24 protein-coding genes are annotated in these 23,488 nt (G+C 52.2%); 23 read left to right on the forward strand and 1 reads right to left on the reverse strand.

Annotated elements, in window-relative coordinates:
• Nucleotides 1–30: 30 nt before the first annotated feature.
• Genes tgt through secF form a run of 4 tightly spaced genes read left to right on the forward strand, consistent with a single transcriptional unit; the run spans nt 31 to nt 4,341 of the window.
• Nucleotides 31–1,161 (forward strand): tRNA guanosine(34) transglycosylase Tgt, encoded by a 1,131-nt coding sequence (gene tgt, locus C9J03_RS15580; protein WP_039469158.1) that lies wholly within the window; start codon nt 31–33, stop codon nt 1,159–1,161.
• Nucleotides 1,162–1,177: 16 nt separating this feature from the next.
• Complete coding sequence (yajC, locus tag C9J03_RS15585) at nt 1,178–1,510, forward strand: preprotein translocase subunit YajC (RefSeq protein ID WP_039469161.1); 333 nt, start codon at nt 1,178–1,180, stop codon at nt 1,508–1,510.
• Between the two features lie 23 nt (nt 1,511–1,533).
• On the forward strand, nt 1,534–3,381 hold the full coding sequence (gene secD, locus C9J03_RS15590; protein ID WP_039469163.1) for a protein translocase subunit SecD: 1,848 nt from the start codon (nt 1,534–1,536) through the stop codon (nt 3,379–3,381).
• Nucleotides 3,382–3,393: 12 nt separating this feature from the next.
• Nucleotides 3,394–4,341, forward strand: coding sequence for a protein translocase subunit SecF (secF, locus tag C9J03_RS15595; RefSeq protein WP_039469166.1), 948 nt, complete (start codon nt 3,394–3,396; stop codon nt 4,339–4,341).
• Nucleotides 4,342–4,676: 335 nt separating this feature from the next.
• Here secF and suhB read toward each other — a convergent pair whose 3' ends face one another.
• Complete coding sequence (suhB, locus tag C9J03_RS15600) at nt 4,677–5,477, reverse strand: inositol-1-monophosphatase (protein WP_044624101.1); 801 nt, start codon at nt 5,475–5,477, stop codon at nt 4,677–4,679.
• A gap of 336 nt (nt 5,478–5,813) precedes the next feature.
• On the opposite strand from suhB, the gene trmJ reads away from it, so the two are divergent.
• The 19 genes from trmJ to bamB all read left to right on the forward strand — a co-directional run bounded on the left by trmJ (nt 5,814) and on the right by bamB (nt 23,403).
• The gene (trmJ, locus tag C9J03_RS15610) at nt 5,814–6,545 is read left to right on the forward strand and encodes a tRNA (cytosine(32)/uridine(32)-2'-O)-methyltransferase TrmJ (RefSeq protein ID WP_044624099.1); all 732 of its coding nucleotides are present in this window, start codon (nt 5,814–5,816) and stop codon (nt 6,543–6,545) included.
• 113 nt (nt 6,546–6,658) lie between these two features.
• Complete coding sequence (iscR, locus tag C9J03_RS15615; protein ID WP_082008684.1) at nt 6,659–7,165, forward strand: Fe-S cluster assembly transcriptional regulator IscR; 507 nt, start codon at nt 6,659–6,661, stop codon at nt 7,163–7,165.
• A 30-nt stretch (nt 7,166–7,195) separates the two neighbouring features.
• Entirely contained in the window at nt 7,196–8,410 is a 1,215-nt protein-coding gene (locus C9J03_RS15620; protein ID WP_039469177.1) for an IscS subfamily cysteine desulfurase, read from the forward strand.
• A gap of 33 nt (nt 8,411–8,443) precedes the next feature.
• Nucleotides 8,444–8,830, forward strand: a complete 387-nt coding sequence (gene iscU / locus C9J03_RS15625) for a Fe-S cluster assembly scaffold IscU (protein ID WP_039469180.1) — start codon at nt 8,444–8,446, stop codon at nt 8,828–8,830.
• A gap of 18 nt (nt 8,831–8,848) precedes the next feature.
• Complete coding sequence (gene iscA / locus C9J03_RS15630; RefSeq protein ID WP_044624098.1) at nt 8,849–9,172, forward strand: iron-sulfur cluster assembly protein IscA; 324 nt, start codon at nt 8,849–8,851, stop codon at nt 9,170–9,172.
• Between the two features lie 94 nt (nt 9,173–9,266).
• Entirely contained in the window at nt 9,267–9,782 is a 516-nt protein-coding gene (gene hscB, locus C9J03_RS15635; RefSeq protein WP_044624097.1) for a co-chaperone HscB, read from the forward strand.
• Between the two features lie 38 nt (nt 9,783–9,820).
• Nucleotides 9,821–11,671, forward strand: coding sequence for a Fe-S protein assembly chaperone HscA (gene hscA, locus C9J03_RS15640; protein ID WP_044624096.1), 1,851 nt, complete (start codon nt 9,821–9,823; stop codon nt 11,669–11,671).
• Nucleotides 11,672–11,673: 2 nt separating this feature from the next.
• A complete protein-coding gene (gene fdx / locus C9J03_RS15645; protein WP_039469191.1) occupies nt 11,674–12,012 on the forward strand; it encodes an ISC system 2Fe-2S type ferredoxin in 339 nt (112 codons plus the stop codon).
• 189 nt (nt 12,013–12,201) lie between these two features.
• Nucleotides 12,202–12,402: a Fe-S cluster assembly protein IscX gene (gene iscX, locus C9J03_RS15650; RefSeq protein ID WP_039457914.1), complete on the forward strand. Its 201-nt coding sequence runs from the start codon at nt 12,202–12,204 to the stop codon at nt 12,400–12,402.
• Nucleotides 12,403–12,780: 378 nt separating this feature from the next.
• On the forward strand, nt 12,781–14,076 hold the full coding sequence (gene pepB / locus C9J03_RS15655) for an aminopeptidase PepB (protein ID WP_044624095.1): 1,296 nt from the start codon (nt 12,781–12,783) through the stop codon (nt 14,074–14,076).
• Nucleotides 14,077–14,134: 58 nt separating this feature from the next.
• Complete coding sequence (pepB, locus tag C9J03_RS15660; RefSeq protein WP_044624094.1) at nt 14,135–15,412, forward strand: aminopeptidase PepB; 1,278 nt, start codon at nt 14,135–14,137, stop codon at nt 15,410–15,412.
• 27 nt (nt 15,413–15,439) lie between these two features.
• On the forward strand, nt 15,440–15,868 hold the full coding sequence (ndk, locus tag C9J03_RS15665) for a nucleoside-diphosphate kinase (RefSeq protein ID WP_044624093.1): 429 nt from the start codon (nt 15,440–15,442) through the stop codon (nt 15,866–15,868).
• Nucleotides 15,869–16,198: 330 nt separating this feature from the next.
• Nucleotides 16,199–17,320: a dual-specificity RNA methyltransferase RlmN gene (rlmN, locus tag C9J03_RS15670; protein WP_044624092.1), complete on the forward strand. Its 1,122-nt coding sequence runs from the start codon at nt 16,199–16,201 to the stop codon at nt 17,318–17,320.
• A gap of 77 nt (nt 17,321–17,397) precedes the next feature.
• The gene (pilW, locus tag C9J03_RS15675) at nt 17,398–18,156 is read left to right on the forward strand and encodes a type IV pilus biogenesis/stability protein PilW (protein WP_044624091.1); all 759 of its coding nucleotides are present in this window, start codon (nt 17,398–17,400) and stop codon (nt 18,154–18,156) included.
• The gene (gene rodZ, locus C9J03_RS15680) at nt 18,146–19,111 is read left to right on the forward strand and encodes a cytoskeleton protein RodZ (protein WP_044624090.1); all 966 of its coding nucleotides are present in this window, start codon (nt 18,146–18,148) and stop codon (nt 19,109–19,111) included. The genes pilW and rodZ overlap by 11 nt, the downstream gene beginning before the upstream one ends.
• Before the next feature lie 12 nt (nt 19,112–19,123).
• The gene (gene ispG, locus C9J03_RS15685; RefSeq protein WP_039457928.1) at nt 19,124–20,239 is read left to right on the forward strand and encodes a flavodoxin-dependent (E)-4-hydroxy-3-methylbut-2-enyl-diphosphate synthase; all 1,116 of its coding nucleotides are present in this window, start codon (nt 19,124–19,126) and stop codon (nt 20,237–20,239) included.
• Nucleotides 20,240–20,341: 102 nt separating this feature from the next.
• A complete protein-coding gene (hisS, locus tag C9J03_RS15690) occupies nt 20,342–21,610 on the forward strand; it encodes a histidine--tRNA ligase (RefSeq protein WP_039457932.1) in 1,269 nt (422 codons plus the stop codon).
• A 13-nt stretch (nt 21,611–21,623) separates the two neighbouring features.
• Entirely contained in the window at nt 21,624–22,235 is a 612-nt protein-coding gene (locus C9J03_RS15695; RefSeq protein WP_044624089.1) for a YfgM family protein, read from the forward strand.
• Nucleotides 22,236–22,245: 10 nt separating this feature from the next.
• The gene (gene bamB, locus C9J03_RS15700; RefSeq protein WP_044624088.1) at nt 22,246–23,403 is read left to right on the forward strand and encodes an outer membrane protein assembly factor BamB; all 1,158 of its coding nucleotides are present in this window, start codon (nt 22,246–22,248) and stop codon (nt 23,401–23,403) included.
• Nucleotides 23,404–23,488 lie beyond the last annotated feature (85 nt).

Raw genomic sequence — 23,488 nt, forward strand, 5'->3', positions numbered from 1 at the left:
CAGATTGTTTCTCTGGCTGTTGGAGGCTTTGTGAAATTTGAATTAGATAAAACCCAGGGACGTGCCCGCCGCGGTCGTCTGCAGTTTGAGCGTGGCACGGTAGAAACACCGGCCTTTATGCCGGTTGGTACTTACGGTACGGTAAAGGGCATGACACCGGAAGAAGTCAAAGAGACCGGTGCGCAAATTCTGTTGGGTAATACCTTCCACCTGTGGTTGCGTCCTGGCCAGGAAGTGATGAAGATGCACGGCGACCTGCACGATTTCATGCAGTGGCAAGGTCCTATCCTGACCGATTCAGGCGGTTTCCAGGTATTTAGCTTGGGTGATATTCGTAAGATCACGGAGGAAGGTGTTCACTTCCGTAACCCGGTGAACGGTGACAAGATTTTCATGGACGCCGAGAAGTCGATGGAAATCCAGAAAGACCTTGGCTCTGACGTCGTGATGATCTTCGACGAGTGTACGCCTTACCCGGCGACACACGATGAAGCGAAGAAGTCGATGGAGATGTCACTGCGTTGGGCACAGCGCAGCCGCAACCACTTTGACAAACTTGGTAACAAAAATGCGCTGTTCGGTATCGTCCAAGGTAGTGTATACGAAGACTTGCGCGATGTGTCAGTCGAAGGCCTGACTAAGATCGGCTTTGACGGTTATGCGGTAGGTGGTCTTGCCGTCGGTGAGCCGAAAGAAGACATGCACCGTGTACTTGAGCATACCTGCCCTCAACTACCTGAAGACAAGCCGCGCTACCTGATGGGTGTGGGCAAGCCAGAAGATTTGGTTGAAGGTGTTCGCCGTGGTATCGACATGTTCGACTGCGTTATGCCGACTCGAAATGCCCGAAATGGCCACCTGTTTGTGACCGGAGGTGTGATCAAGATCCGTAATGCGAAACATAAAACGGACACAACCCCTCTCGATCCGCACTGTGACTGTTACACTTGTCGCAACTATTCGAAGGCGTACCTGTACCACTTGGATAAATGTAATGAAATCCTGGGTGCGCGCCTTAACACAATCCACAACTTGCGTTACTACCAGCGTTTGATGGAAAGTATCCGCAAGGCGATTGAAGAAGATCGTTTCGATGTGTTCGTAGAGGAATTCTATGCACGTCGCAACCGTGAAGTTCCACCATTAAATGACAACAAATAATCGAGGACGTTAGTAAATGAGTCTGATTTCTCAAGCACACGCAGCAGCTGAAGGTGCACCACAGGGCGGCGGTATGCAGCTATTCATCATGCTTGGCCTGTTTGCCGTTATCTTCTATTTCATGATTTACCGCCCGCAGGCAAAACGTGTGAAAGAGCACAAGAACCTGATGTCTTCCATGGGCAAAGGTGATGAAGTGCTAACCAACGGTGGCCTAGTAGGTAAAATCTCTAAGGTTTCTGAAGAAAACGACTACATTGTAATCGCGCTGAACGACACAACTGAAGTGACTATCAAGAAAGACTTCGTTACTGCCGTTCTGCCAAAAGGCACAATGAAGTCTCTGTAATATTTGCTTGAAGGATCATAGCAGTGCTAAACCGTTATCCCTTGTGGAAGAACCTGATGGTAGTGTTCGCGCTACTTATCGGTTTGCTCTACGCACTTCCCAATGTATACGGTGAAGATCCAGCAATTCAAATCTCCGGGGCGCGTGGCGCCTCGGCAGATATGTCCACGCTGGATGCCGTCACCGAAGATTTAGAACAAAATCAAATCTCCTATAAATCAGTCGCTTTCGAAAACGGTACTGTCCTGGTCCGCTTTAACGACACTGATACCCAAATCAGTGCTCGCGATATTCTTAACGAACAGCTTGGCGACGATTTCGTCGTAGCCCTTAACCTTGCCCCTTCTACCCCAGACTGGCTTGAATCCATCGGTGCGAACCCAATGAAACTGGGCCTTGACCTGCGCGGCGGTGTGCATTTCTTGATGGAAGTAGATATGGACGCAGCAATGGAGAAATTGCTGGGCCAGCAGGAAGAAACATTCCGTACTGAGTTGCGTGAAGCGAAGATTCGTTACCGTGCGATCAGCAAAACCGATGAAGCGGTTGAAGTTCGTCTGCGTAATGCCGAGCAATTGGCTGAAGCCAAGCGTGAGCTGCAGCGCCTTCACCCGGATATGCAGTTTACTGATACCACCAGTGGCTTCCTGCTCAGTGCGACATTTACCGATGCCCGCCTGCAGGAAATTCGCAATTATGCCGTTGACCAGAACATTACCATCCTGCGTAACCGTGTAAACGAGCTGGGTGTCGCCGAGCCACTGGTTCAGCGCCAGGGGGCTAACCGTATTGTGGTTGAGCTACCAGGGGTACAAGATACTGCCCGTGCCAAGGAAATCTTGGGTGCAACGGCAACGCTTGAGTTCCGTGAAGTCGATAATTCGGCTGACTTGGCCGCAGCGGCATCAGGCCGTGTGCCACCGGGCAGCGAAGTGAAGTTCACTCGTGATGGGCGTCCTGCGGTGCTGAAGAAACGTGTGATCCTAGGTGGTTCTCACATTACCGATGCCAGCTCAAGTGCCGATGAATATGGTCGTCCTCAGGTAAACATCTCGCTCGATAGCGAAGGTGGAAGCAAGATGACAGCCTTCTCGCGTAACAACGTAGGCAAGTTGATGGCGACACTATTCACCGAGTACAAAGACAGCGGTGAACGTGACGAAAACGGTAAGGTTATCCTGGAAAAACACGAAGAAGTGATTAACCAGGCGACTATCCAGACCGCACTTGGCCGTAACTTCCGTATTACCGGGATTGATTCACAGGCAGAAGCTCACAACCTAGCACTGCTATTGCGTGCTGGTGCACTGATTGCGCCGATCTCTATTGTTGAAGAGCGGACCATCGGCCCATCAATGGGTCAGCAAAACATCGACATGGGTATCCAGGCGATGGTTTGGGGTATGGTGGCGGTCATGCTGTTTACCCTGCTTTACTACCGTCGCTTCGGTCTATTCGCCAACATGGCACTGCTGATGAACCTGGTATTGATTATCGGTGTGATGTCGATGATCCCGGGGGCGACCATGACCCTGCCGGGTATTGCCGGTATCGTTCTGACGGTGGGTATGGCGGTTGATGCCAACGTACTTATCTTCGAGCGTATCCGTGAGGAGCTTCGCGAAGGCCGCAGCCCGCAGCATGCGATTCAGCAAGGTTATGCCAATGCATTTAGCACCATTGCCGATGCCAACATCACCACTTTGATCACCGCAATCATTCTGTTTGCTGTGGGTACCGGTGCGATCAAAGGCTTCGCCGTCACCCTATCAATTGGTATTTTGACTTCCATGTTCACGGCTATCATCGGTACCCGTGCACTGGTTAACTTGGTTTACGGCGGTAAGCGCGTCGATAAACTGTCGATCTAAGGAGACGCTGACATGTTTCAGATAATGAAAGCGGATAAGGCGATCGACTTTATGCGCTGGTCGAAAGGCGCATTTGTCCTTTCGATCATTATGATTATCGCTGCAATTGGTACCGTGACCACCCAGAAACTGAACTGGGGCTTGGATTTCACCGGCGGTACCCTGATTGAAGTGGGCTTCGAGCAGCCTGCTGACCTGGGCTTGATCCGAGAATCACTGGAAGAGGCTGGCTTTGGTGATGCGATTGTGCAGAACTTCGGTACGGCACGTGATGTGATGGTTCGCCTTCAGCCGCGCGAAGATGCACAGGGCGAGAAACTCGGTACCCAGATCATCGATGCCTTGAAAGTTGGTACGGGCCAGGACGTTGAAATGCGTCGTATTGAATTCGTTGGCCCGAACGTGGGTGACGAGCTGGCAGAGGCGGGTGGCTTGGCTATCTTGGTCTCGCTGATCTGTATCTTACTCTACGTTTCAATGCGCTTCGAATGGCGCTTGGCGGCAGGTGCGGTATTGGCACTGGCCCACGACGTTATCATCACTATCGGTATCTTTTCGTTTACCCAGATCGAGATCGACCTGACTATCGTGGCAGCCCTGCTGACCGTTGTCGGTTACTCGCTCAACGATACCATCGTGGTCTTTGACCGTATCCGTGAAAACTTCCGCAAGATGCGGAAGGGTGATGCGGTAGAGGTGATGAATAACTCAATCACTCAGACCCTGAGCCGTACCTTGATCACCTCTGGTACCACCTTGTTCGTGGTTATCGCCCTGTTCATGAAAGGCGGTAGCATGATCCACGGTTTTGCCGCTGCCTTGCTGATCGGTATCACTGTCGGTACCTACTCGTCGATCTACGTGGCTTCGGCACTGGCGCTTAAATTGGGTATTACCCGTGAGCACCTAATGCCACCACAAGTTGACAAAGAAGGCGAAGAGTTTGACGCCATGCCGTAAGGCGGGGTTGACTCACAATGAAAAACGGAGCCGCTTGGCTCCGTTTTTGTTTGGAGCGGTACTGTGGTAGGGAAGAGCGGTACTATGGTTCTGCGGGGAGAAGAGCGAATCTATGAATAAGGTAAGCACGATAATCCATGAGGTTTGCTGGAAGTATGATAAATTTTTGAATGTATTTGGATAGTCAAATGTAGCTCAGAGAGCCTTTACTCAGAACCTCAGAACCTCAGAACCTCAGAACCTCAGAACCTCAGAACCTCAGAACCGTTTTTGAATAAAAAAACGCCCCGGTGATGTCCATCACCGGGGCGTTTGATGTTTTCAGCTAGCGATGATTATTTTGCTAGTGCTTCGCTACCGTGTTCACGGATTTTGCTCAGCAGCGGCTTAACAACACGAGCGTTACCAGCAACGATGTTGCCAGTCACAAGGTGGTTAGTGTTGCCAGTGAAGTCTGCACAGATAGCACCTGCTTCGCGCGCGATAAGCTCACCTGCTGCAATTTCCCAAGGCTTCAGGCCTAGGCGGAACACGCCGTCAACACGGCCAGCCGCTAGGTAACATAGGTCTAGGGCAGCACAGCCAGACATACGCATATCGTCACAGTCTACAAACAGAGCGCTCTGGATTTTCATGTAGCTTTCGGCGTGCTGCTTGGCAGCAAACGGTAGGCCTGTTGCCAGAGTTGTACCGGTTAGGTCACGTGGCTGAGATGCACGGATACGCTGGCTGTTAAGCTGAGCGCCTGCGCCACGGGTAGCTGTGAATAGCTCGTTGCGTGCTGGATCGTATACTGCTGCCACTTCAGTGCGGCCGCGCATACGTAGTGCAACAGAGATAGCGTAGTGAGGGTAACCACGAACGAAGTTCTTGGTGCCATCCACTGGGTCGATGATCCACTGGCATTCTTTGTCCTTGCCTTCAATCGTACCGCTTTCCGCTGCTACGATGCAGTGCTCAGGGTAAGATTTGCGGATAGTGTCGATAATGATAGCTTCTGCTTCGTTATCGATGTTAGTAACAACATCATTGCCTTTGTTAGCTACTTCAATAGCTTGCGATTTTTCTAGAGATTTAATGACATGGTCACCAGCCTTTCGTGCAGCACGAATGGCAATATTCAGCATAGGATGCATAGGATCTTCCCAACGGATGTTAAAGAACTAAAAAGCGGCGGCGAGTATATCAGAGCTAGGGCAAAAGGGAAGTGGTTATTTTTTATTCGTGTGGCCATGCTCGGCCAGAGGGGGGGGATTTTCGTCGTTAAAGCGCTCGTTTCAATCTCAAATGCCCGTGAAAGTGGCTCGTTATTCCATTCGGTTATTTACTTTGAACAGAACGTATTGCGTAAAATCAGAATCGTGCAACTTGAAGCCACTTAGGTATAAAGTTTTTACATGTTTTCACCTTTTTTAAAATCCCTGTGTTAAAATCTTTCGGTTCGATTGATAGAGTTGAAAGTTGCACCTCCTATGTTAGATAAAGTCAGTGTCGTTCTCGTGGGTACCTCACATCCCGGCAATATTGGTTCTGCGGCCCGGGCGATGAAAGTGATGGGCCTGACCAACCTGGTTCTGGTCGATCCGGCCTGCGAAATAGACGAAACCACATACGCACTGGCGGCGGGTGCTTCAGATATCGTCGAGCAGGCGAAGATCGTCTCGAGTCTCGATGAAGCCATCGCCGATTGCGGCTTGGTGGTGGGCTCCAGTGCCCGCTCGCGCACGTTGGAGTGGCCGCAGTTGGATCCCCGTGAATGCGGGATCAAGGCGATTGCCGAAGCGCCGTCCCACAATGTCGCAATCCTGTTTGGCCGTGAGCGTACAGGCCTGACCAATGAAGAATTGCAGCGTTGTCATTGCCACGTCTACATTCCGGCTAACCCTGAATACAGCTCGTTGAATCTGGCGATGGCCGTACAGACGGTGAGTTATGAAATTCGCATGGCGTTTTTGGCGTCGGAAAAATTCCAAACTCAACAGCAGGTTGAAGAATACCCGCGAATGAAGGAGCTGGAATTGTTCTACCAGCACCTTGAAAAGGTGGCGACCAAGACCGACTTTATCAGTAAAGACAAGCCATCGATGGTAATGACCAAAATGCGCCGCCTGTTTTCCCGGGCTCGACCGGAATCACAGGAGCTGAATATCTTACGTGGTATCCTTTCCTCAGTAGAAAAGTCACTCACTCGTCCAGAGAAATAGACACAAACTCTACATGGTTAAAAGCCTGACTAAAATAGTCAGGTAAATACTTGACCGTTTTAGTCAGGTATGCGACACTCCTCCCCATAGACAAACGTGGGTAGCGGTGTGTTATGAGATTGACATCAAAAGGAAGATACGCAGTCACGGCCATGTTAGATGTGGCTTTGCACTCTCAGGACGGTCCGGTTCCTTTGGCTGACATTTCAGAACGTCAGGGGATCTCGTTGTCCTATTTGGAACAATTGTTCTCCCGCCTGCGCAAAGCTGGCCTGGTGGCCAGTGTTCGTGGACCGGGCGGGGGGTATCGTCTTGGCGAAGACGCCAACCACATTGCTGTGGGTATGGTGATTGCGGCCGTCGATGAATCGGTAGATGCGACCAAGTGTCACGGCAAGGGAGACTGTCAAGGTGGGGTTCGCTGCCTGACACACACGCTGTGGCGTGACCTGAGCTCCCGCATCAGCGGCTTTTTGAATAACATCACTCTTGGTGAGTTGATGCAAGACAATGACGTACAAGAAATATCTGACCGTCAGGATCAGATCCTAACGAAGTCGTCATTTGGACATAAAAATACACACGACAGCACCTCAATCGGTGTCGATGTTCGCTCCTAGAGACCAACGTCCGTGTTTTCGGAGATGAAGATGAAACTGCCAATATATTTTGATTATTCCGCTACTTGCCCAGTAGATCCGCGCGTTGCAGAAAAAATGATGCAATGTATGACCATGGATGGAAACTTCGGTAACCCGGCTTCTCGTTCTCACCGCTTCGGTTGGCAGGCTGAAGAGGCGGTTGATACCGCGCGTGAGCAAATTGCTGAGCTGCTAAACGCAGACCCACGCGAAATCGTATTTACTTCAGGTGCGACTGAGTCAGACAACCTGGCCATCAAAGGTGCCGCCCACTTCTACGGTAAGAAGGGCAAGCACGTTATCACCTGTAAGACAGAACACAAAGCTGTACTTGATCCATGCCGCCAGCTAGAGCGTGAAGGCTACGAGGTGACTTACCTTGAGCCTGAAGCCAACGGTTTGATCGATATGGCAAAACTGCGCGATGCGATGCGTGAAGACACGGTATTGGTGTCAATCATGCACGTGAACAACGAAATCGGTGTCATCCAGGATATCGCTGCTATCGGAGAGCTATGCCGTGAGAAGAAAGTGATCTTCCACGTCGATGCTGCCCAGTCTGCAGGTAAGCTACCTATCGATGTCCAGGAAATGAAGATCGACCTTATTTCTCTTTCTGCGCACAAAATTTATGGTCCTAAGGGTATCGGTGCCCTTTACGTTCGTCGTAAGCCGCGTATCCGCCTTGAAGCACAGATGCACGGTGGCGGTCACGAGCGTGGTTTCCGCTCTGGTACCCTGGCGACCCATCAGATCGTAGGTATGGGCGAAGCTTTCCGTATTGCCAAAGAAGAGATGGACAAAGATTACCAGCACGCCCTTGCCCTGCGCGAGCGCATGTTGAAAGGCCTTGAAGGTATCGAGGCAATGACCATCAATGGTGACCTGGAGCAGCGTGTACCAAACAACCTGAACATCAGCTTTGCATTCGTTGAAGGTGAATCACTGCTGATGGCACTGAAAGATCTTGCTGTATCTTCAGGCTCGGCATGTACTTCTGCCAGCTTGGAGCCATCTTACGTTCTTCGCGCCCTAGGTTTGGACGACGAACTGGCACACAGCTCAATTCGCTTCTCTTTCGGTCGCTTCACGACGGAAGAAGAAGTAGACTACGCAGTTTCACAAATCCGCGGTGCGGTTGAGAAACTACGTGACATGTCTCCGCTTTGGGATATGTATAAAGAAGGTATTGACCTAAACACGGTCGAGTGGGCACACCACTAATCTTGCGGTCATCACGTATTCGAGGAAACTGTCATGGCATATAGTGAAAAAGTTATCGATCATTATGAGAACCCGCGTAACGTGGGCTCATTTGACAAAAACGACAAAAGTGTTGGTAGCGGCATGGTAGGTGCTCCTGCCTGTGGCGACGTAATGAAACTTCAGATCAAAGTGACTGAAGAGGGCATCATCGAAGACGCCAAGTTCAAAACGTACGGCTGCGGTTCTGCGATTGCTTCAAGCTCACTGATCACTGAGTGGGTGAAGGGCAAGACACTGGACGAAGCTGCTAGCATCAAGAATTCGGCGATTGCCGAGGAACTTGAGCTTCCACCTGTAAAAGTTCACTGCTCAATTCTTGCGGAAGACGCAATCAAAGCCGCAGTGAGTGATTACAAGAAGAAACACGAAGAACATTAATTTTCTAAGGGTTGTTGTATGGCCATAACGATTACTGAAGCGGCCGCGAGTCGCGTAGCTACTTTCCTAGAAAACCGAGGAAAAGGCATCGGCCTTCGGCTGGGTGTCCGGACTTCAGGCTGTTCGGGAATGGCCTATGTACTGGAATTTGTTGACCAGCTAGAAGAAGGTGATCAGATCTTCGAAGAGAAAGGGGTGAAGATCATCATTGATGCCAAGAGCATGGTGTATCTAGATGGTACCGAGTTGGACTTTGCCAAAGAAGGTCTTAACGAAGGCTTCAAATTCAACAACCCTAATGTATCCAGCGAATGCGGCTGCGGTGAAAGCTTCAACGTATAATCGCTGAGCCAATTGGACCTGATTGCTGCCTTTTTCCGAGGGAGGGTCAGGTTCAGTTATTTTCAGACTCGGTCTTTGCAGAAACTCACGCGATATGAATCATTTCGAACTCTTTGGGCTACCATTTCAGTTTCAGCTGGACGGTAGCCTTCTTGCAACCCAGTTCCGGGAGTTGCAGCGCCACTTCCACCCTGACAACTTTGCCACGGCTTCTGAGCGCGACCGCTTGCTGGCGGTACAGAAAGCTGCGCAGATCAACGATGCCTTCCAGACGTTGAAAAATCCCATTTCCCGTGCAGAGTATATGTTATCGGTCTACGGCGTTGATATCCGGGGCGAGCAAAAGACGTTGCAGGATCCGGAATTCTTGATGCAGCAAATGGAGCTGCGTGAAGAGTTGGAGGCGATCCCGGAGTCGAGTGATCCACAAAGCGCGTTGTTTGATTTTGAACAGCACGCCTCAACCCTGTACAAGGCACAGCTGGTTGAGCTTGAGCAATTACTTGTTGATGAAAACTGGGAAGTGGCGGCTGACGCCGTGCGTAAGCTGAAATTTATTGTTAAGCTGCGTGAAGAAGTCGAGCGCTTGGAAGATAGCCTGCTTGATTGATTTTATCCAAGCCCGGTAAAAACACCACAGGAACGAAAATGGCACTGTTACAGATTGCTGAACCCGGTCAAAGCGCTGCGCCGCACCAACACAAATTGGCGGTGGGTATTGATCTGGGCACTACAAACTCTCTCGTGGCTGCAGTACGCAGCGGCGTTCCGGAAACCCTGAAAGATGACCAAGGCCGTGCGATTCTGCCATCGGCGGTTCACTACAGTGAAAGTGACGTGGTCGTTGGCCATGAAGCCCGCGATATCGCCCAGCAGGATCCGATTAATAGTATTATTTCTGTTAAGCGTATGATGGGCCGCTCTCTGGCGGATATCCAAGCACGCTATCCGCAGATGCCATATCAGTTCAGTGCAACGGATAACGGTTTGCCTCAGCTGATCACCCGTGGTGGTGAGGTTAACCCGGTCCAGGTGTCGGCTGAAATTCTCAAGACCCTTAACCAGCGTGCGCAAGATACTTTGGGTGGTGAGCTGGAAGGTGTGGTGATCACTGTCCCTGCCTACTTTGATGATGCCCAGCGTGCGGGTACTAAAGACGCGGCGAAGTTGGCGAACCTCAATGTTCTTCGCCTGCTTAACGAGCCCACGGCGGCTGCGATTGCCTATGGTTTGGACTCAGGTCAGGAAGGCGTGATCGCTGTGTATGACTTGGGCGGCGGTACATTCGATATCTCTATTCTTCGCCTGTCGAAAGGTGTGTTTGAAGTAATGGCCACGGGTGGTGATTCTGCGCTAGGTGGTGATGACTTTGACCACCTGCTTGCGGATTGGATTGCCGAGCAAGCCGGTATCACCGAGCGCGATGCGATTGCCCAACGCAAGCTGCAAGATGCTGCGCAGGCAGCCAAAGAAGCGCTGTCCGATGCGGATGAAGTCTCGGTCGATGTGCTTGACTGGCAGGGTACTGTTTCCCGTGAGCAGTTCGATACCTTGATCCAACCTTTGGTGAAAAAGACGCTGATGGCATGCCGTCGGGCATTGAAAGATGCAGAGGTCACTGCCGAAGACGTGATCGAAACCGTCATGGTTGGTGGTTCAACTCGCGTACCACTGGTGCGTGAAATGGTTGGCAACTACTTCGGCAAAGAGCCACTGACGTCGATCGACCCGGATCAGGTGGTGGCGATTGGTGCGGCTATTCAGGCTGATATCCTTGCCGGTAACAAGCCTGATGCTGACATGCTGCTGCTGGACGTGATCCCGTTGTCGCTGGGTATCGAAACCATGGGCGGTATGATCGAGAAAATCATCCCGCGCAACACCACTATTCCGGTTGCTCGCGCCCAGGAGTTCACCACGTTCAAAGATGGCCAGACGGCTATGTCAGTCCATGTGGTTCAGGGCGAGCGTGAAATGGTGAGTGACTGCCGTTCACTGGCACGCTTTACCTTGCGCGGCATTCCCGCGATGGCCGCAGGTGCAGCACATATTCGTGTTACATATCAAGTGGATGCAGACGGCTTGTTGTCTGTAACTGCAATGGAAAAGAGTAGCGGTGTGCAATCTTCTATCCAGGTGAAACCTTCATATGGCCTGACCGACGATGAAATTGCGACTATGATCCGTGATTCAATGACCTTTGCCCAGGACGACAAAGACGCCCGTGCCCTTGCCGAGCAACAAGTGGAAGCGGATCGTGTACTGGAAGGGTTGATTGCAGCGCTGGCTCAGGATGGCGATACTCTACTGAGCAAAGAAGAGCGCGACGAGCTGGAAGCCGTCATGATGGAACTGGTTCAATTGCGCCAGGGCACCGACCCGTACGCGATTGAAGCAGGAATTAAGAAAACAGATAAGGCGAGCCAGGAATTTGCATCGCGCCGGATGGATCAGTCTATCCGCCGTGCCCTGGCTGGTCAGTCGATTGATGAGGTTTAGGCATGCCTAAAATTGTTGTATTACCCCATGATGAGCTTTGCCCGGAAGGGGCAGTGCTAGAAGCGCAAGAAGGCGAGACCATTCTTGACGTGGCACTGCGCAACGGTATTGGCATTGAACATGCGTGTGAAAAATCCTGTGCCTGCACCACGTGTCACTGTATCGTCCGTGAAGGCTTTGACTCACTGGAAGAAAGTGATGAGCTGGAAGATGACATGCTGGACAAAGCGTGGGGACTAGAGCCTGAATCGCGTTTGAGCTGTCAGGCCAAGGTTGCCGATGAAGATTTGGTGGTGGAAATTCCGAAGTACACCCTGAACCTAGCATCGGAAAACCACTAAAATATTGAAAGCCCCGATGGTGCAACCCTCGGGGCTTTTTTTATCGTCGATGTTTGTTATGCTCGCCGGGCTGTTGGCTACACTAATAGGGCTAGAGGCTAGAGGCTAGAGGCTAGAGGCTAGAGGCTAGAGGCTAGAGGCTAGAGGCTAGAGGCTAGAGGCTAGAGTAAGGAAGTAAAGGAGAAAGGTATGGGCTTGAAATGGATAGATTCACGCGATTTGGCAATTGAACTTTCTGAACTGCACCCTGATGTCGATCCGGTGACGATCCGCTTTACCGATTTGAGAGAGTGGGTCTTGGCGCTGGATGACTTTGACGATGATCCCAACCATTGCAGTGAGCGCGTGCTCGAAGCCATCCAGATGTGCTGGATTGAAGAGGCTGATTGACCCTCGGTGTTGCTTTTCTAGCACTCCTCCCATTGCCACCCCATGATCTTGCTCTTAGTCTCGTTGTAAACAGCTTGTTTCTTGGCTGCAACCAAGGCAGAGTAAGATAAATTCTGAAAACGGGTCAGAAGGCCATATTTTCAACTCTATAGTCCTCCTTTATGCTGGAGAACTGCACGGAACGTGCTGAAATCGCTGTGAAACCCCTTGTAATACAGAAATGAGCCCCAATAACATCTGTTATCGCGGGTAACATTATTGTCATTCATTTGTTGTTCAAATGAGTGCGAGAGTATGTATTCAGGCGTTAGACACGTCCTATCACATCCCGTTACCGCGTCGGAGCTGGCGGGGTAACAACAATCCAAGGAGTATTTCATGTCTGCCAATATGCGTGTACTACTGACTGCGGAAGCAGCTGACGAAAAGTGGGGCAAAAACGCCCTGGTAACCTTTGAAGCTGACGGTGCGGTAGTACACCTGACAGAAGACAATGTGCTGGCGTCTTTGCAGCGCGCTGGCCGCAAACTGGATGCACAAGGTATCAAGAACGTCGAGTTGGCCGGTGACGGTTGGGATCTGGAGTGTATTTGGGCATTTATTCAGGGACATCGCAACGCCAAGCCGGGTAACGCGGTCAGCTGGAGCGGTCTGTCTGAAACGGATGAAGCCGAGCTTCAGGCCCGCCTGATGGCGACCAACTGGGTGCGCGAGATTATCAACCAGTCGGCGGAAGTGGTACGTCCTTCGCAGCTAGCCTCGCGTGCTGGCGAGTTCATCAAGTCGTTGGCGCCAGAGCATGTGAGCTACAAAATTATCAAGGGCAACGATCTGCTGGATGAAGGCTGGAACGGTATCCACACTGTCGGTCGTGGCTCAGAGCGTTCACCGGCAATGCTGCGTCTTGACTACAACCCGACGGGCAACGCCGAGGCTCCGGTACACACTTGCCTGGTTGGCAAGGGCATCACCTTCGACTCTGGCGGCTACAGCATCAAGCCGTCAGCGGGTATGACGGCGATGAAAGCCGATATGGGCGGCTCGGCACTGGCAACAGGGGCGCTGGCACTGGCGATTGCCCGTGGCACCAACAAGCGTATCAAGTTGATCCTGTGCTGTGCCGAAAACATGGTTTCGGGCCGTGCGTTCAAGCTGGGTGATATTATCACTTACAAGAACGGCACAACCGTTGAAGTGCTGAATACCGATGCAGAGGGGCGCTTGGTACTGGCGGATGGCTTGATTTACGCCAGCAGCCAGAATCCAGAGCTAATCATCGACTGTGCGACCCTGACGGGGGCGGCGAAGAATGCGCTGGGCAATGATTATCACGCGCTGTTTAGCTTTGACCATGGCCTGGCCCAAAAAGCGCTGATGGCGGCAAGCGATGAAAATGAAGGGCTGTGGCCGCTGCCGTTGGCGGATCATCACCGCGCCATGATGCCATCGAATTTTGCGGATCTAAGCAATATCTCGCAGGGTGACTTTATGCCAGGTGCCAGTACCGCCGCCGCCTTCCTGTCTTATTTTGTCGAAGATTACCAGAATGGCTGGATGCACATCGATGCCAGCGGTACATATCGCAAGTCGGCTAACGACAAGTGGGCGGCTGGGGCAACAGGCATGGGGGTCCGCACCCTGGCCAACATCCTGTGTGATCACGAACAAGACTAAAACAAAAAATAACCGATTGCTGCCGCCCAAGGGCGGCAGTGTTTTTCAGGAAGAAAGTATGTTAAAGATTTCACTCTCGTCGGCCCAATACTCGGGAGTATGGGGCGACAAGGCGTTGGTGGCCTATGAAGCCGACGGTGCCGTGATCCATTTTGCCGGTGACCATCCCTTGCGCCGCATCCAGCAGGCTGCCCGCCAGTTGCAGTCGCAGGGGATCACCCGAGCCAGCCTGACTGGCGAAGGCTGGAGCTATGAGCGCCAGTGGGCGTTCTACTGTGGCTTCGCGACGCCAAAGGTAGAGGTAGAGCTGCGCTGGGCCTCGATTGACGAGGACGAGCTTGAGCTGCTCAATGCCCGCCGCCGCAGTGCCGACTGGGTTCGCAAGGTCGTTAATGCCACGCCGGAAGAAATGTATCCGCAGAAACTTGCCGATGAAGCGGTGTCATTCCTGTCGGCGATCGCCGGGGATGCCCTCTCCCATCATATCCTGGTCGGCGACGCCTTGGCCGAGCAAGGCTGGGTAGGGACCCACAGTGTTGGCCGCGCTAGCAGCAGGCCGCCGGTGATGCTCACCGTGGACTTCAATCCGACGGGTGATGCGGATGCGCCCGTGTCGGCGTGTTTGGTCGGCAAGGGGATCACCTTCGACTCCGGCGGCTACAGTATCAAGCCAAGTGCCGGCATGGTCACCATGAAGTGCGATATGGGCGGTGCAGCCACCGTCACCGCCGCATTGGGGTACGCTATCGAGCAAGGTTTGCGTCAACGTGTGAAGTTGATCCTGTGTTGTGCCGAAAACCTGATTGCCGGCAACGCCTATAAGCTTGGTGATGTGCTAACGTACAAGAATGGTCAGACAGTAGAAATCGTGAATACCGATGCTGAAGGTCGTTTGGTATTGGCTGATGGCTTGATTGCGGCTAGCGAAACCAAGGCCCCCCTGATCATCGACGCGGCGACCCTGACCGGCGCTGCCATGATGGCGGTGGGTACTGACTACAATGCACTGTTTGGCTTGGATAAGGAGTTGGTGTTCAAGGCCCAGCAGCTTTCCGACTTGGTTAACGAGCCAGCCTGGCCGTTGCCGCTGGAAACCTGGCACCAGGCCAATTGCCCGTCGTACTATGCTGATACGGCCAATAGCCGGGTCATGAAAGGTGGCGGTATGGGCGGTGCATCCAATGCCGCCGCCTTCCTGTCGCGCTTTGTTGATACCGACAATTGCGGTTGGATCCATTTTGATTTGGCAGCTTGTTTCCGTGACAGTGCCGATGCCCGCTGGGCGGCAGGGGCTACGGGAGCAGGGGTTGCCAACATTGCAGCCATGTTGCTTTAGAAGATTTAAGCCTGAGGGACAATAATAATGACAATTGAAAGAACATTCTCAATCGTGAAGCCAGACGCCGTTAAGCGTAATTTGATTGGTGCCATTTATAACCGTATTGAAAAAGCGGGGCTTAGAGTGGTGGCTGCCAAGATGATCCGTATGGATGCCAACAAGGCCAAGGGCTTTTATGCCGAGCATGAAGGCAAGCCGTTTTTTGATGATCTGGTTGCTTTCATGACCTCTGGCCCTGTGATGGTGCAGGTACTGGAAGGCGAAAATGCTGTTGTGCGTTACCGTGAGTTGATGGGCAAAACCAACCCTGAAGAAGCAGCCTGCGGTACCCTGCGTGCCGACTATGCACTGAGCCTGCGCCACAACTCGGTGCACGGTGCCGACAGCCCTGAATCTGCGGCGCGCGAGATCGCTTATTTCTTTGCAGACGACGAGATCTGCCCTCGCGACTAAGCCTGCCTAGCTATTTAATCGGTGAAAATGAAACGGGAAGCCATGTGCTTCCCGTTTTTATTTACTTGGCAGTAGTAACCGCACCTGTGAACAAGTGGAATCTCACCGCCAAAGCCTGTACAATTTCGCGCCTTATACCCAGCTGGCTTCAGGTAATCCTCTCATAAATAGGTACCTTGAACTTACCCGGGTATAAAACCAAACTGATAAACAAGCAGGTGGATGAAAGCCTCTTGCTGGTCGTTTGGTAGTCAAAGGTCCTGTCGTATACCGTATGTCGGTATGCCCAAGGCACAGATAACGTCACGTAATTTAAAGAGGCAACAACCGATGACAACTGTTAAAACGAATCTGCTGGATTTTGATCGCAAGGGGCTGCGTAAGTATTTTGCCGAGGAGTTGGGCGAAAAAGCCTTCCGCGCTGATCAGATTATGAAGTGGATTTATCATTTCGGTTGTGATGATTTCGATCAGATGACGAACATCAACAAGAAATTGCGTGAAAAACTCAAGCTGGTGGCTGAAATTCGTGCACCGTATGTATCGGCAGCCCAGCATTCTAGCGACGGTACCATCAAGTGGGCTATGAAGGTCGGCGATCAGGATGTGGAAACGGTTTACATTCCGGAAGATGACCGTGCAACCCTGTGTGTGTCGTCTCAGGTTGGTTGTGCGTTGGAATGTAAGTTCTGCTCAACAGCCCAGCAGGGCTTCAACCGTAACCTGCGTGTGTCGGAGATCATCGGCCAGGTTTGGCGTGCAGCCAAGGAGATTGGTGTCGAGAAGGAAACCGGCCGTCGCCCAATTACCAACGTGGTAATGATGGGCATGGGTGAACCGCTGCTCAATATGAAGAACCTGATCCCTGCGCTTGAAATCATGCTTGATGACCTTGGCTTTGGCCTGTCCAAGCGCCGCGTAACAGTATCAACATCAGGTGTTGTGTCTGGCCTGGATCAGATGACCGGCAATATCGATGTGGCACTGGCAATTTCACTGCACGCGCCAACCGATGAGCTGCGCTCTGAAATCATGCCAATCAACGACCGTTGGAATATTGATGACTTCCTAGCCTCGGTGCGTCGATACATTGCGTCATCGAATGCAAACCGTGGTCGAGTGACCGTGGAATATATCCTGCTCGATCATGTCAATGACGGGATGGAGCATGCCCGCCAGTTGGCCGAAACGCTGAAAGATACCCCGGCTAAAGTAAACCTGATCCCATTTAACCCTTACCCGGGCTCGCCGTACAACAAGCCGAGTAACTCGCGTATCGATCGCTTCATGAAAACCCTGATGGAGTACGACTTTACCGTCACGGTCCGTAAGACCCGCGGCGATGATATCGATGCAGCCTGCGGACAATTGGTGGGCGATGTGATTGACCGCACGAAACGCACACAAGCCAAGGCTCAAAACGGTGAACAAATCCCGGTAAAATCAGTCTAATAGACGATTACCGAACCCGAGCTGGTAGAATGCTTGCTCGGGTTGCGCATTAATATGGATATTAAGGTGGGAATGAAATGGTACGGTGGACGATGTACCTAATATTGTGTAGTTTTATGGCCGGTTGTGTTACGGTCGATGAAACTGGCAATGCCCCCCAGAGCGTGAATAAGACCGAGGCTGCAGAAGCCAGATTGACGCTTGGGCTGGGGTATTTGGAAACAGGGCAATGGCAGCGGGCACGCGATAACTTTGAGCTGGCCCTGCAGTATGCGCCGCGTTATTACCGGGCGCTAAATGCCATGGCCTATTACTACCAGCGGGTGGGTGAGCCAGAGTCAGCGGAAGCCATCTATCGCCAAGCACTGCAATATTCGCCAAAAAATGGCGATGTTAGAAACAACTATGGTGTATTCTTGTGTAGTCAGGGGCGCTATGATGAGGCGATCGATGAGTTTGAGCGTGCCATCAAGCAACCGTATTACTATCTGACTTCGGCCAGCTATGAAAATGCTGCCTTGTGTAGTCTTGAGCAGGGCAATCAGCCTCAGGCTCGAGGGTATTTTGAAAAGGCGCTGGCTTATGAGCCCTACAGGGCAAAATCAATGCTGCAGTTGTCGAAGTTGGATATTGAGGCGCAGAACTTCAAAGAAGCCCGCGTCAGGCTGTTTACATTTAACAAGAGATATGGGTACAAAGCTGACAGCCTATGGCTGTTGATCCAGCTCGAGCAGCGGGCTGGCTATGATAGCCAAGCGGATAAGTATGCTGGCATTCTCAAAGCTCAGTACCCGGAATCTCAGCAATATCAAAATTATCTAGCCAATGAATACTGAACAGAACGAAGAACGATCAACCGAAGAAATCATTCTTCCAGGGGATATGCTGCGTCAGGCTCGAGAGAAGCTAGGCTATTCACAGAAGGATGTTGCCAGCCGATTGAGGCTTCGCCTCTCGGTGGTCAGCGATATCGAAGATAACCATTTCGAAGAAGCGCAGTCAGCCACGTTTACCCGTGGCTATGTGCGCTCTTATGCCAAATTTGTCGGCCTTAACGAGGCTGAGGTCTTGGCTAAACTTGACCAGCACGGTCACGCCCAACCCCAAGAGCAGGAAATGCAGAGCTTTTCACGCCGTACCAAGCGTGAAGCGCACGATAACCGTATTATGCGACTGACCTGGGTGCTGGGCGCCTTGTTCATCGGCCTGACCGGGATGTGGTGGTGGCAGAGCCTGCAGATGACGCCCGAGACCGAACTGTCGGCCACGTCTGGCCAGGTGCAGGCGCTGGACGAGTCGATTGCCAATGCCGGTAACGGTGCAAGCCCAACCAGCTTGACTACGGTCACTGAGCTAGGTGCAGAAGAGAGCCCGAGTGTGGTTGAAGCTGAACCTGTCCAGCTGCCTGAGATCGCGCCTGAGCCCCAGGCCAGTTTCGAAGACAGCTTTACCGAGTCGCAAGAGCTGGCTGATACTGACGTTGACAGTGCCGATAGTTTGGCTGCCGAGCTGCAGACTGATGTGGCCTCGGAAGAGGAGGCCGTGGTGGCCAGTTCTGATCTTGAGCTGAGCTTTAGTGGCGACTGCTGGATTGATATCCGCGATGCTAACGGCCGCCGCTTGGATACTGGGATCAAGAAAGCCGGCGATGTCCTTAAGCTGGACGGCAATGAACCTTTCCGCGTGGTGCTGGGTGCACCGAGCGTAGTAACCATGAGCTACAAAGGCGAACCTGTTGATTTGAGCAGGTACCCTGCTGGTAAAGTGGCGCGATTGAAACTGCCGCAGTAAAGAGTAGATGTAATGCATAACGAGTCTCCAATTAAACGCCGTCAATCCACCCGCATCTATGTCGGCGATGTGCCAATCGGTGATGGCGCGCCAATCGCGGTGCAGTCAATGACCAATACTCGCACCACAGATGTGGCTGCGACCGTTGCGCAGATCAAATCGCTGGAAAATGTGGGTGCCGATATTGTTCGTGTTTCTGTGCCAACCATGGACGCGGCCGAGGCGTTTAAGCAAATCAAGCAGCAGGTGAACATCCCGCTGGTGGCTGATATCCATTTTGACTACCGTATCGCGCTCAAAGTAGCGGAATACGGCGTTGACTGCTTGCGTATTAACCCGGGCAACATCGGGCGTGAAGACCGTATCCGTGCGGTGGTAGATTGTGCTCGCGACAAGAACATCCCAATCCGTATCGGGGTGAACGGCGGCTCGCTGGAAAAAGATATCCAGCAGAAATACGGTGAACCAACGCCGGACGCCTTGGTTGAATCGGCAATGCGTCACGTCGATATCCTCGATCGCCTCAACTTCGACCAATTCAAGGTCAGTGTTAAGGCATCCGATGTCTTCCTGGCGGTAGACTCCTACCGTAAGCTGGCTCAGCAGATCAAGCAACCGCTGCACTTGGGGATCACCGAAGCCGGTGGTGCGCGTGCCGGTGCGGTGAAATCCGCTGTGGGGCTGGGTATGCTGCTGGCGGAAGGTATTGGTGATACGTTGCGGGTGTCGCTGGCGGCCGATCCGGTTGAGGAGATCAAAGTCGGCTTTGATATTCTGAAGTCACTGCGTATCCGCTCGCGCGGCATTAACTTTATTGCCTGCCCAACCTGTTCACGCCAGGAATTTGATGTGATTGGCACCGTGAACGAGCTGGAGCAGCGTCTGGAGGACATCACCGTACCTATGGATGTCTCCGTAATTGGTTGTGTGGTCAATGGCCCGGGTGAAGCAGAAGTGTCACACCTGGGTATTGCCGGCGGCAACCGCAAGAGTGCGTTTTATGAAGACGGCCAGCGCCAGAAAGAGCGCTTCGACAACGACAACGTTATCGAGCAGCTGGAAGCTAAAATCCGCGCTAAGGCATCAATGATGGATACGGCAAACCGCATTGATGTGAAAGAAAAATAACGAAATTGATAAGAATCGCCCCTACTCGCGTTGGGGCGGTTCACTCTTTGCGTTATAACCTATATATTCAACTCCATTCCCCATCGGTTAACGAGAATAAACGTGGCGAAACAAATTCAAGCAATTCGAGGCATGAACGACTGCCTTCCAACCCAATCACCACTTTGGCAGAAAGTGGAATCGACCATTAAACAAGTAGTAAGCGCTTACGGCTACAGTGAAGTCCGTATGCCTATCGTCGAGTCGACGCATTTGTTTAGTCGGGCAATCGGTGAAGTAACGGATGTTGTTGAAAAGGAAATGTATACGTTCGATGACCGTAACGGTGATAGCCTGACTTTGCGCCCGGAAGGGACGGCAGGCTGTGTTCGTGCGGGCATCCAGAATGGCCTGCTGTACAACCAAGAACAGCGTCTGTGGTACACGGGCCCGATGTTCCGCCATGAGCGTCCGCAGAAAGGCCGCTACCGTCAGTTCCATCAGTTCGGTGTGGAAGTGTTCGGCCTGAATGGCCCGGATGTTGATGCAGAGCTTATCATGATGACGGCCCGTATGTGGCGTGAGCTGGGTATCGACAAGCACGTTCGCCTTGAGCTGAACTCTATCGGTTCAATCGAGGACCGTGCCAACTACCGCCAGGCCCTGGTGGCTTTCCTTGAGCAGCATATCGACATTTTGGATGAAGACTGCAAGCGTCGTATGCACACTAATCCGCTGCGTGTACTGGATACCAAAAATGCGGCGATCCAGGAAGTGCTGGTGGATGCGCCTAAGCTGTCTGATTACCTAGGTGAAGAATCAAAACAACATTTTGCCGGTTTGTGTGAACTATTGGACGCAGCAGGTATCGAATATCAAGTAAATGAACGTCTTGTTCGTGGTTTGGATTATTACAACCGTACTGTATTCGAGTGGATCACCGAGAGCCTTGGCGCGCAGGGTACCGTATGCGGCGGTGGCCGTTATGACGGCCTGGTCGAGCAGCTAGGAGGTAAGGCGACCCCTGCGGTTGGTTTTGCGATGGGTCTTGAGCGCCTAGTGCTTATGATGGAAACCCTTGAGCTGACCGATGTACGCCGTCCGGTTGACGTTTACATGGTAACGGCGGGTGAAGGCACTATGATGGCAGGCATGAAGCTGGCTGAGAAACTACGTGAAGACGTGGCAGGTCTGCGGGTAATGAGCCATTTCGGTGGTGGTAACTTCAAGAAACAATTCAAGCGTGCTGATAATGTCGGCGCGGCAGTTGCACTGGTACTGGGCGAAAATGAAATCGCTGAGAATACCGTGGTAGTTAAAGATCTTCGCGGCGGTGAACAAACCACGATGGCGCAAGACGAAGTGGCAGCAAAGCTGGCCGAATTGATTTAAGAGAGGACAGGAAGTGGACGGCAATATCACAGAAGAACAACAAGTTGAACAAATAAAGGCTTGGTGGAAAGAAAACGGTAAAGCCGTTGTTCTCGGTACTGTGATTGGTTTGGGTGGTCTGTTTGGCTGGCGTTACTACCAGTCGGAAGTTCAGTCAGCCAAGGAGCAGGCATCCGATGCATATACCCAGGTAGTTAACCGCCTAGCAACTGGCAGTGAGTCTGCCATGGCTGATGTACAGGCATTTATTGCGGCCCATGAAAGCAGCCAGTACTCGGTACTGGCCGCGCTTCAGCTGGCGAAGGCTCAGGTCGATAACGGTGATTTGGACGCTGCGGCAGCACAGTTGAGCTGGGCGATTGCCAATACTAAAGATGTGGCAATTCTTCCTATTGCTCAAACCCGTTTGGCGCGTATCTATGCCGAGCAGGATGCCTTCGATCAGGCGTTGTCCGAGCTTGACAAAGTGACGGCCGATAGCTGGCAGGCCAAGGTTGCTGAGCTGCGTGGTGATGTTCTGCTGCAAAAGGGTGAGATTGCAGCGGCACGTGAAGCTTATATTAGCGCGCAGCAACTTGGCTCATCCCCAGCCTTGCAAATTAAGCTAGACGACTTGGCACAGTAAGGTAGAGCGTATGCAGAAGGTGTTGAAGCAAGCAGTGTCGATCGCATTGGCTGTCGGTCTACTTGCGGGTTGTGCCAGTGAGGAAGACACTATCCAGATGGCACCGTTGCCAGTGGTTGAAAACACGTTTACCCCAGTGCAGGGATGGAGCAGCAAGGTTGGCAATGGCGTCGGCCATTTCTTTTCCAAGCTGAGTCCGGCAGTCGGTTACGGTAAAGTGTTTGTGGCTGATCGTAACGGCCTGGTCAAAGCACTGGATCCGGATACGGGTAAGGAAATCTGGCAGCAAGATCTTGAAGAGGATATGCCGGCTAGATTGGCGGGCGGAATTTCTCTCTCCTACGGCAAGGTGTTCATCGGAACGGAAAATGCCGAGGTGATCGCGCTCGACGAAACCACCGGTGAGGTTGCTTGGCGCCAGACGGTGGAAGGCGAGGTATTGTCTAAGCCGCTGGTTGATGAAGGCCTGGTCGTAGTCAATACTAGCCGCGGTATTTTGCAGGCACTCGATGCCAATAGCGGTGAAAGCCGCTGGCAACTGGGCAGTGAACTGCCGACGCTGACTTTGCGTGGCGACAGCTCGCCAGTGTCAATTTCCGGCGGGGTGTTCTGGGGACAGGCCAATGGCCGTTTGGCTGGTGCCCTGATGGGTAATGGCCAGATGCTATGGCAACAGCCGATCGGCTCGCCGAAGGGCGGGACCGAAATCGACCGTCTGGTTGATGTTGATGCGTCTCCAGTGATTGACGGTGAGCGCCTGTTTGCCCTTGGTTACAATGGCAGCTTGGTATCGATTGATCTGCGTACCGGTCAGGCGGCCTGGAAACGTAACTATTCCTCGGCCACTGACTTTGTCATCGACGGTAGTCAGCTATATTTGATCACAGACAAAGATCATCTTGTAGCAGTGGATACCCGAAGCGGCATGGAGCTGTGGTCGAACAACCAACTCGAGTACCGTTTGCTCAGCGCCCCTGCTGTTATCAATGGTTACCTTGTTGTCGGTGATAGTGAAGGCTACTTGCATTGGCTTGATCCCTACAGCGGTGATTTTGTTGCCCAGCAGGAAACCGATGGCAGTGGTATTGCGGTACCGCCGGTCCGGATGAGTGATGGCTACCTGGTGATCACCCGCAATGGGCGTATTAACAAAATGCAAATGCCTTAATTTGCCGTTATAATACGCGCCATTATTATTCTCGGCTCCTGCTGTGGACACAGTTAGGGGCCGTTGTTGTTATATCCGTTCGCGA

Origin of the sequence: Photobacterium gaetbulicola (assembly GCF_003025515.1) — a bacterium.
In the GTDB taxonomy this organism is placed as follows: Bacteria; Pseudomonadota; Gammaproteobacteria; order Enterobacterales; family Vibrionaceae; genus Photobacterium; species Photobacterium gaetbulicola.

What these genes read in the sequence shown, in the direction of transcription:
- yajC (WP_039469161.1), top strand. Translation starts at nt 1,178, where the DNA reads ATGAGTCTGATTTCTCAAGCACACGCAGCAGCTGAAGGTGCACCACAG.
- secF (WP_039469166.1), top strand. Translation starts at nt 3,394, where the DNA reads ATGTTTCAGATAATGAAAGCGGATAAGGCGATCGACTTTATGCGCTGG.
- suhB (WP_044624101.1), bottom strand. Translation starts at nt 5,477, where the DNA reads ATGCATCCTATGCTGAATATTGCCATTCGTGCTGCACGAAAGGCTGGT.
- trmJ (WP_044624099.1), top strand. Translation starts at nt 5,814, where the DNA reads ATGTTAGATAAAGTCAGTGTCGTTCTCGTGGGTACCTCACATCCCGGC.
- iscR (WP_082008684.1), top strand. Translation starts at nt 6,659, where the DNA reads ATGAGATTGACATCAAAAGGAAGATACGCAGTCACGGCCATGTTAGAT.
- C9J03_RS15620 (WP_039469177.1), top strand. Translation starts at nt 7,196, where the DNA reads ATGAAACTGCCAATATATTTTGATTATTCCGCTACTTGCCCAGTAGAT.
- iscU (WP_039469180.1), top strand. Translation starts at nt 8,444, where the DNA reads ATGGCATATAGTGAAAAAGTTATCGATCATTATGAGAACCCGCGTAAC.
- iscA (WP_044624098.1), top strand. Translation starts at nt 8,849, where the DNA reads ATGGCCATAACGATTACTGAAGCGGCCGCGAGTCGCGTAGCTACTTTC.
- hscB (WP_044624097.1), top strand. Translation starts at nt 9,267, where the DNA reads ATGAATCATTTCGAACTCTTTGGGCTACCATTTCAGTTTCAGCTGGAC.
- hscA (WP_044624096.1), top strand. Translation starts at nt 9,821, where the DNA reads ATGGCACTGTTACAGATTGCTGAACCCGGTCAAAGCGCTGCGCCGCAC.
- fdx (WP_039469191.1), top strand. Translation starts at nt 11,674, where the DNA reads ATGCCTAAAATTGTTGTATTACCCCATGATGAGCTTTGCCCGGAAGGG.
- iscX (WP_039457914.1), top strand. Translation starts at nt 12,202, where the DNA reads ATGGGCTTGAAATGGATAGATTCACGCGATTTGGCAATTGAACTTTCT.
- pepB (WP_044624095.1), top strand. Translation starts at nt 12,781, where the DNA reads ATGTCTGCCAATATGCGTGTACTACTGACTGCGGAAGCAGCTGACGAA.
- pepB (WP_044624094.1), top strand. Translation starts at nt 14,135, where the DNA reads ATGTTAAAGATTTCACTCTCGTCGGCCCAATACTCGGGAGTATGGGGC.
- ndk (WP_044624093.1), top strand. Translation starts at nt 15,440, where the DNA reads ATGACAATTGAAAGAACATTCTCAATCGTGAAGCCAGACGCCGTTAAG.
- rlmN (WP_044624092.1), top strand. Translation starts at nt 16,199, where the DNA reads ATGACAACTGTTAAAACGAATCTGCTGGATTTTGATCGCAAGGGGCTG.
- pilW (WP_044624091.1), top strand. Translation starts at nt 17,398, where the DNA reads ATGGTACGGTGGACGATGTACCTAATATTGTGTAGTTTTATGGCCGGT.
- rodZ (WP_044624090.1), top strand. Translation starts at nt 18,146, where the DNA reads ATGAATACTGAACAGAACGAAGAACGATCAACCGAAGAAATCATTCTT.
- ispG (WP_039457928.1), top strand. Translation starts at nt 19,124, where the DNA reads ATGCATAACGAGTCTCCAATTAAACGCCGTCAATCCACCCGCATCTAT.
- bamB (WP_044624088.1), top strand. Translation starts at nt 22,246, where the DNA reads ATGCAGAAGGTGTTGAAGCAAGCAGTGTCGATCGCATTGGCTGTCGGT.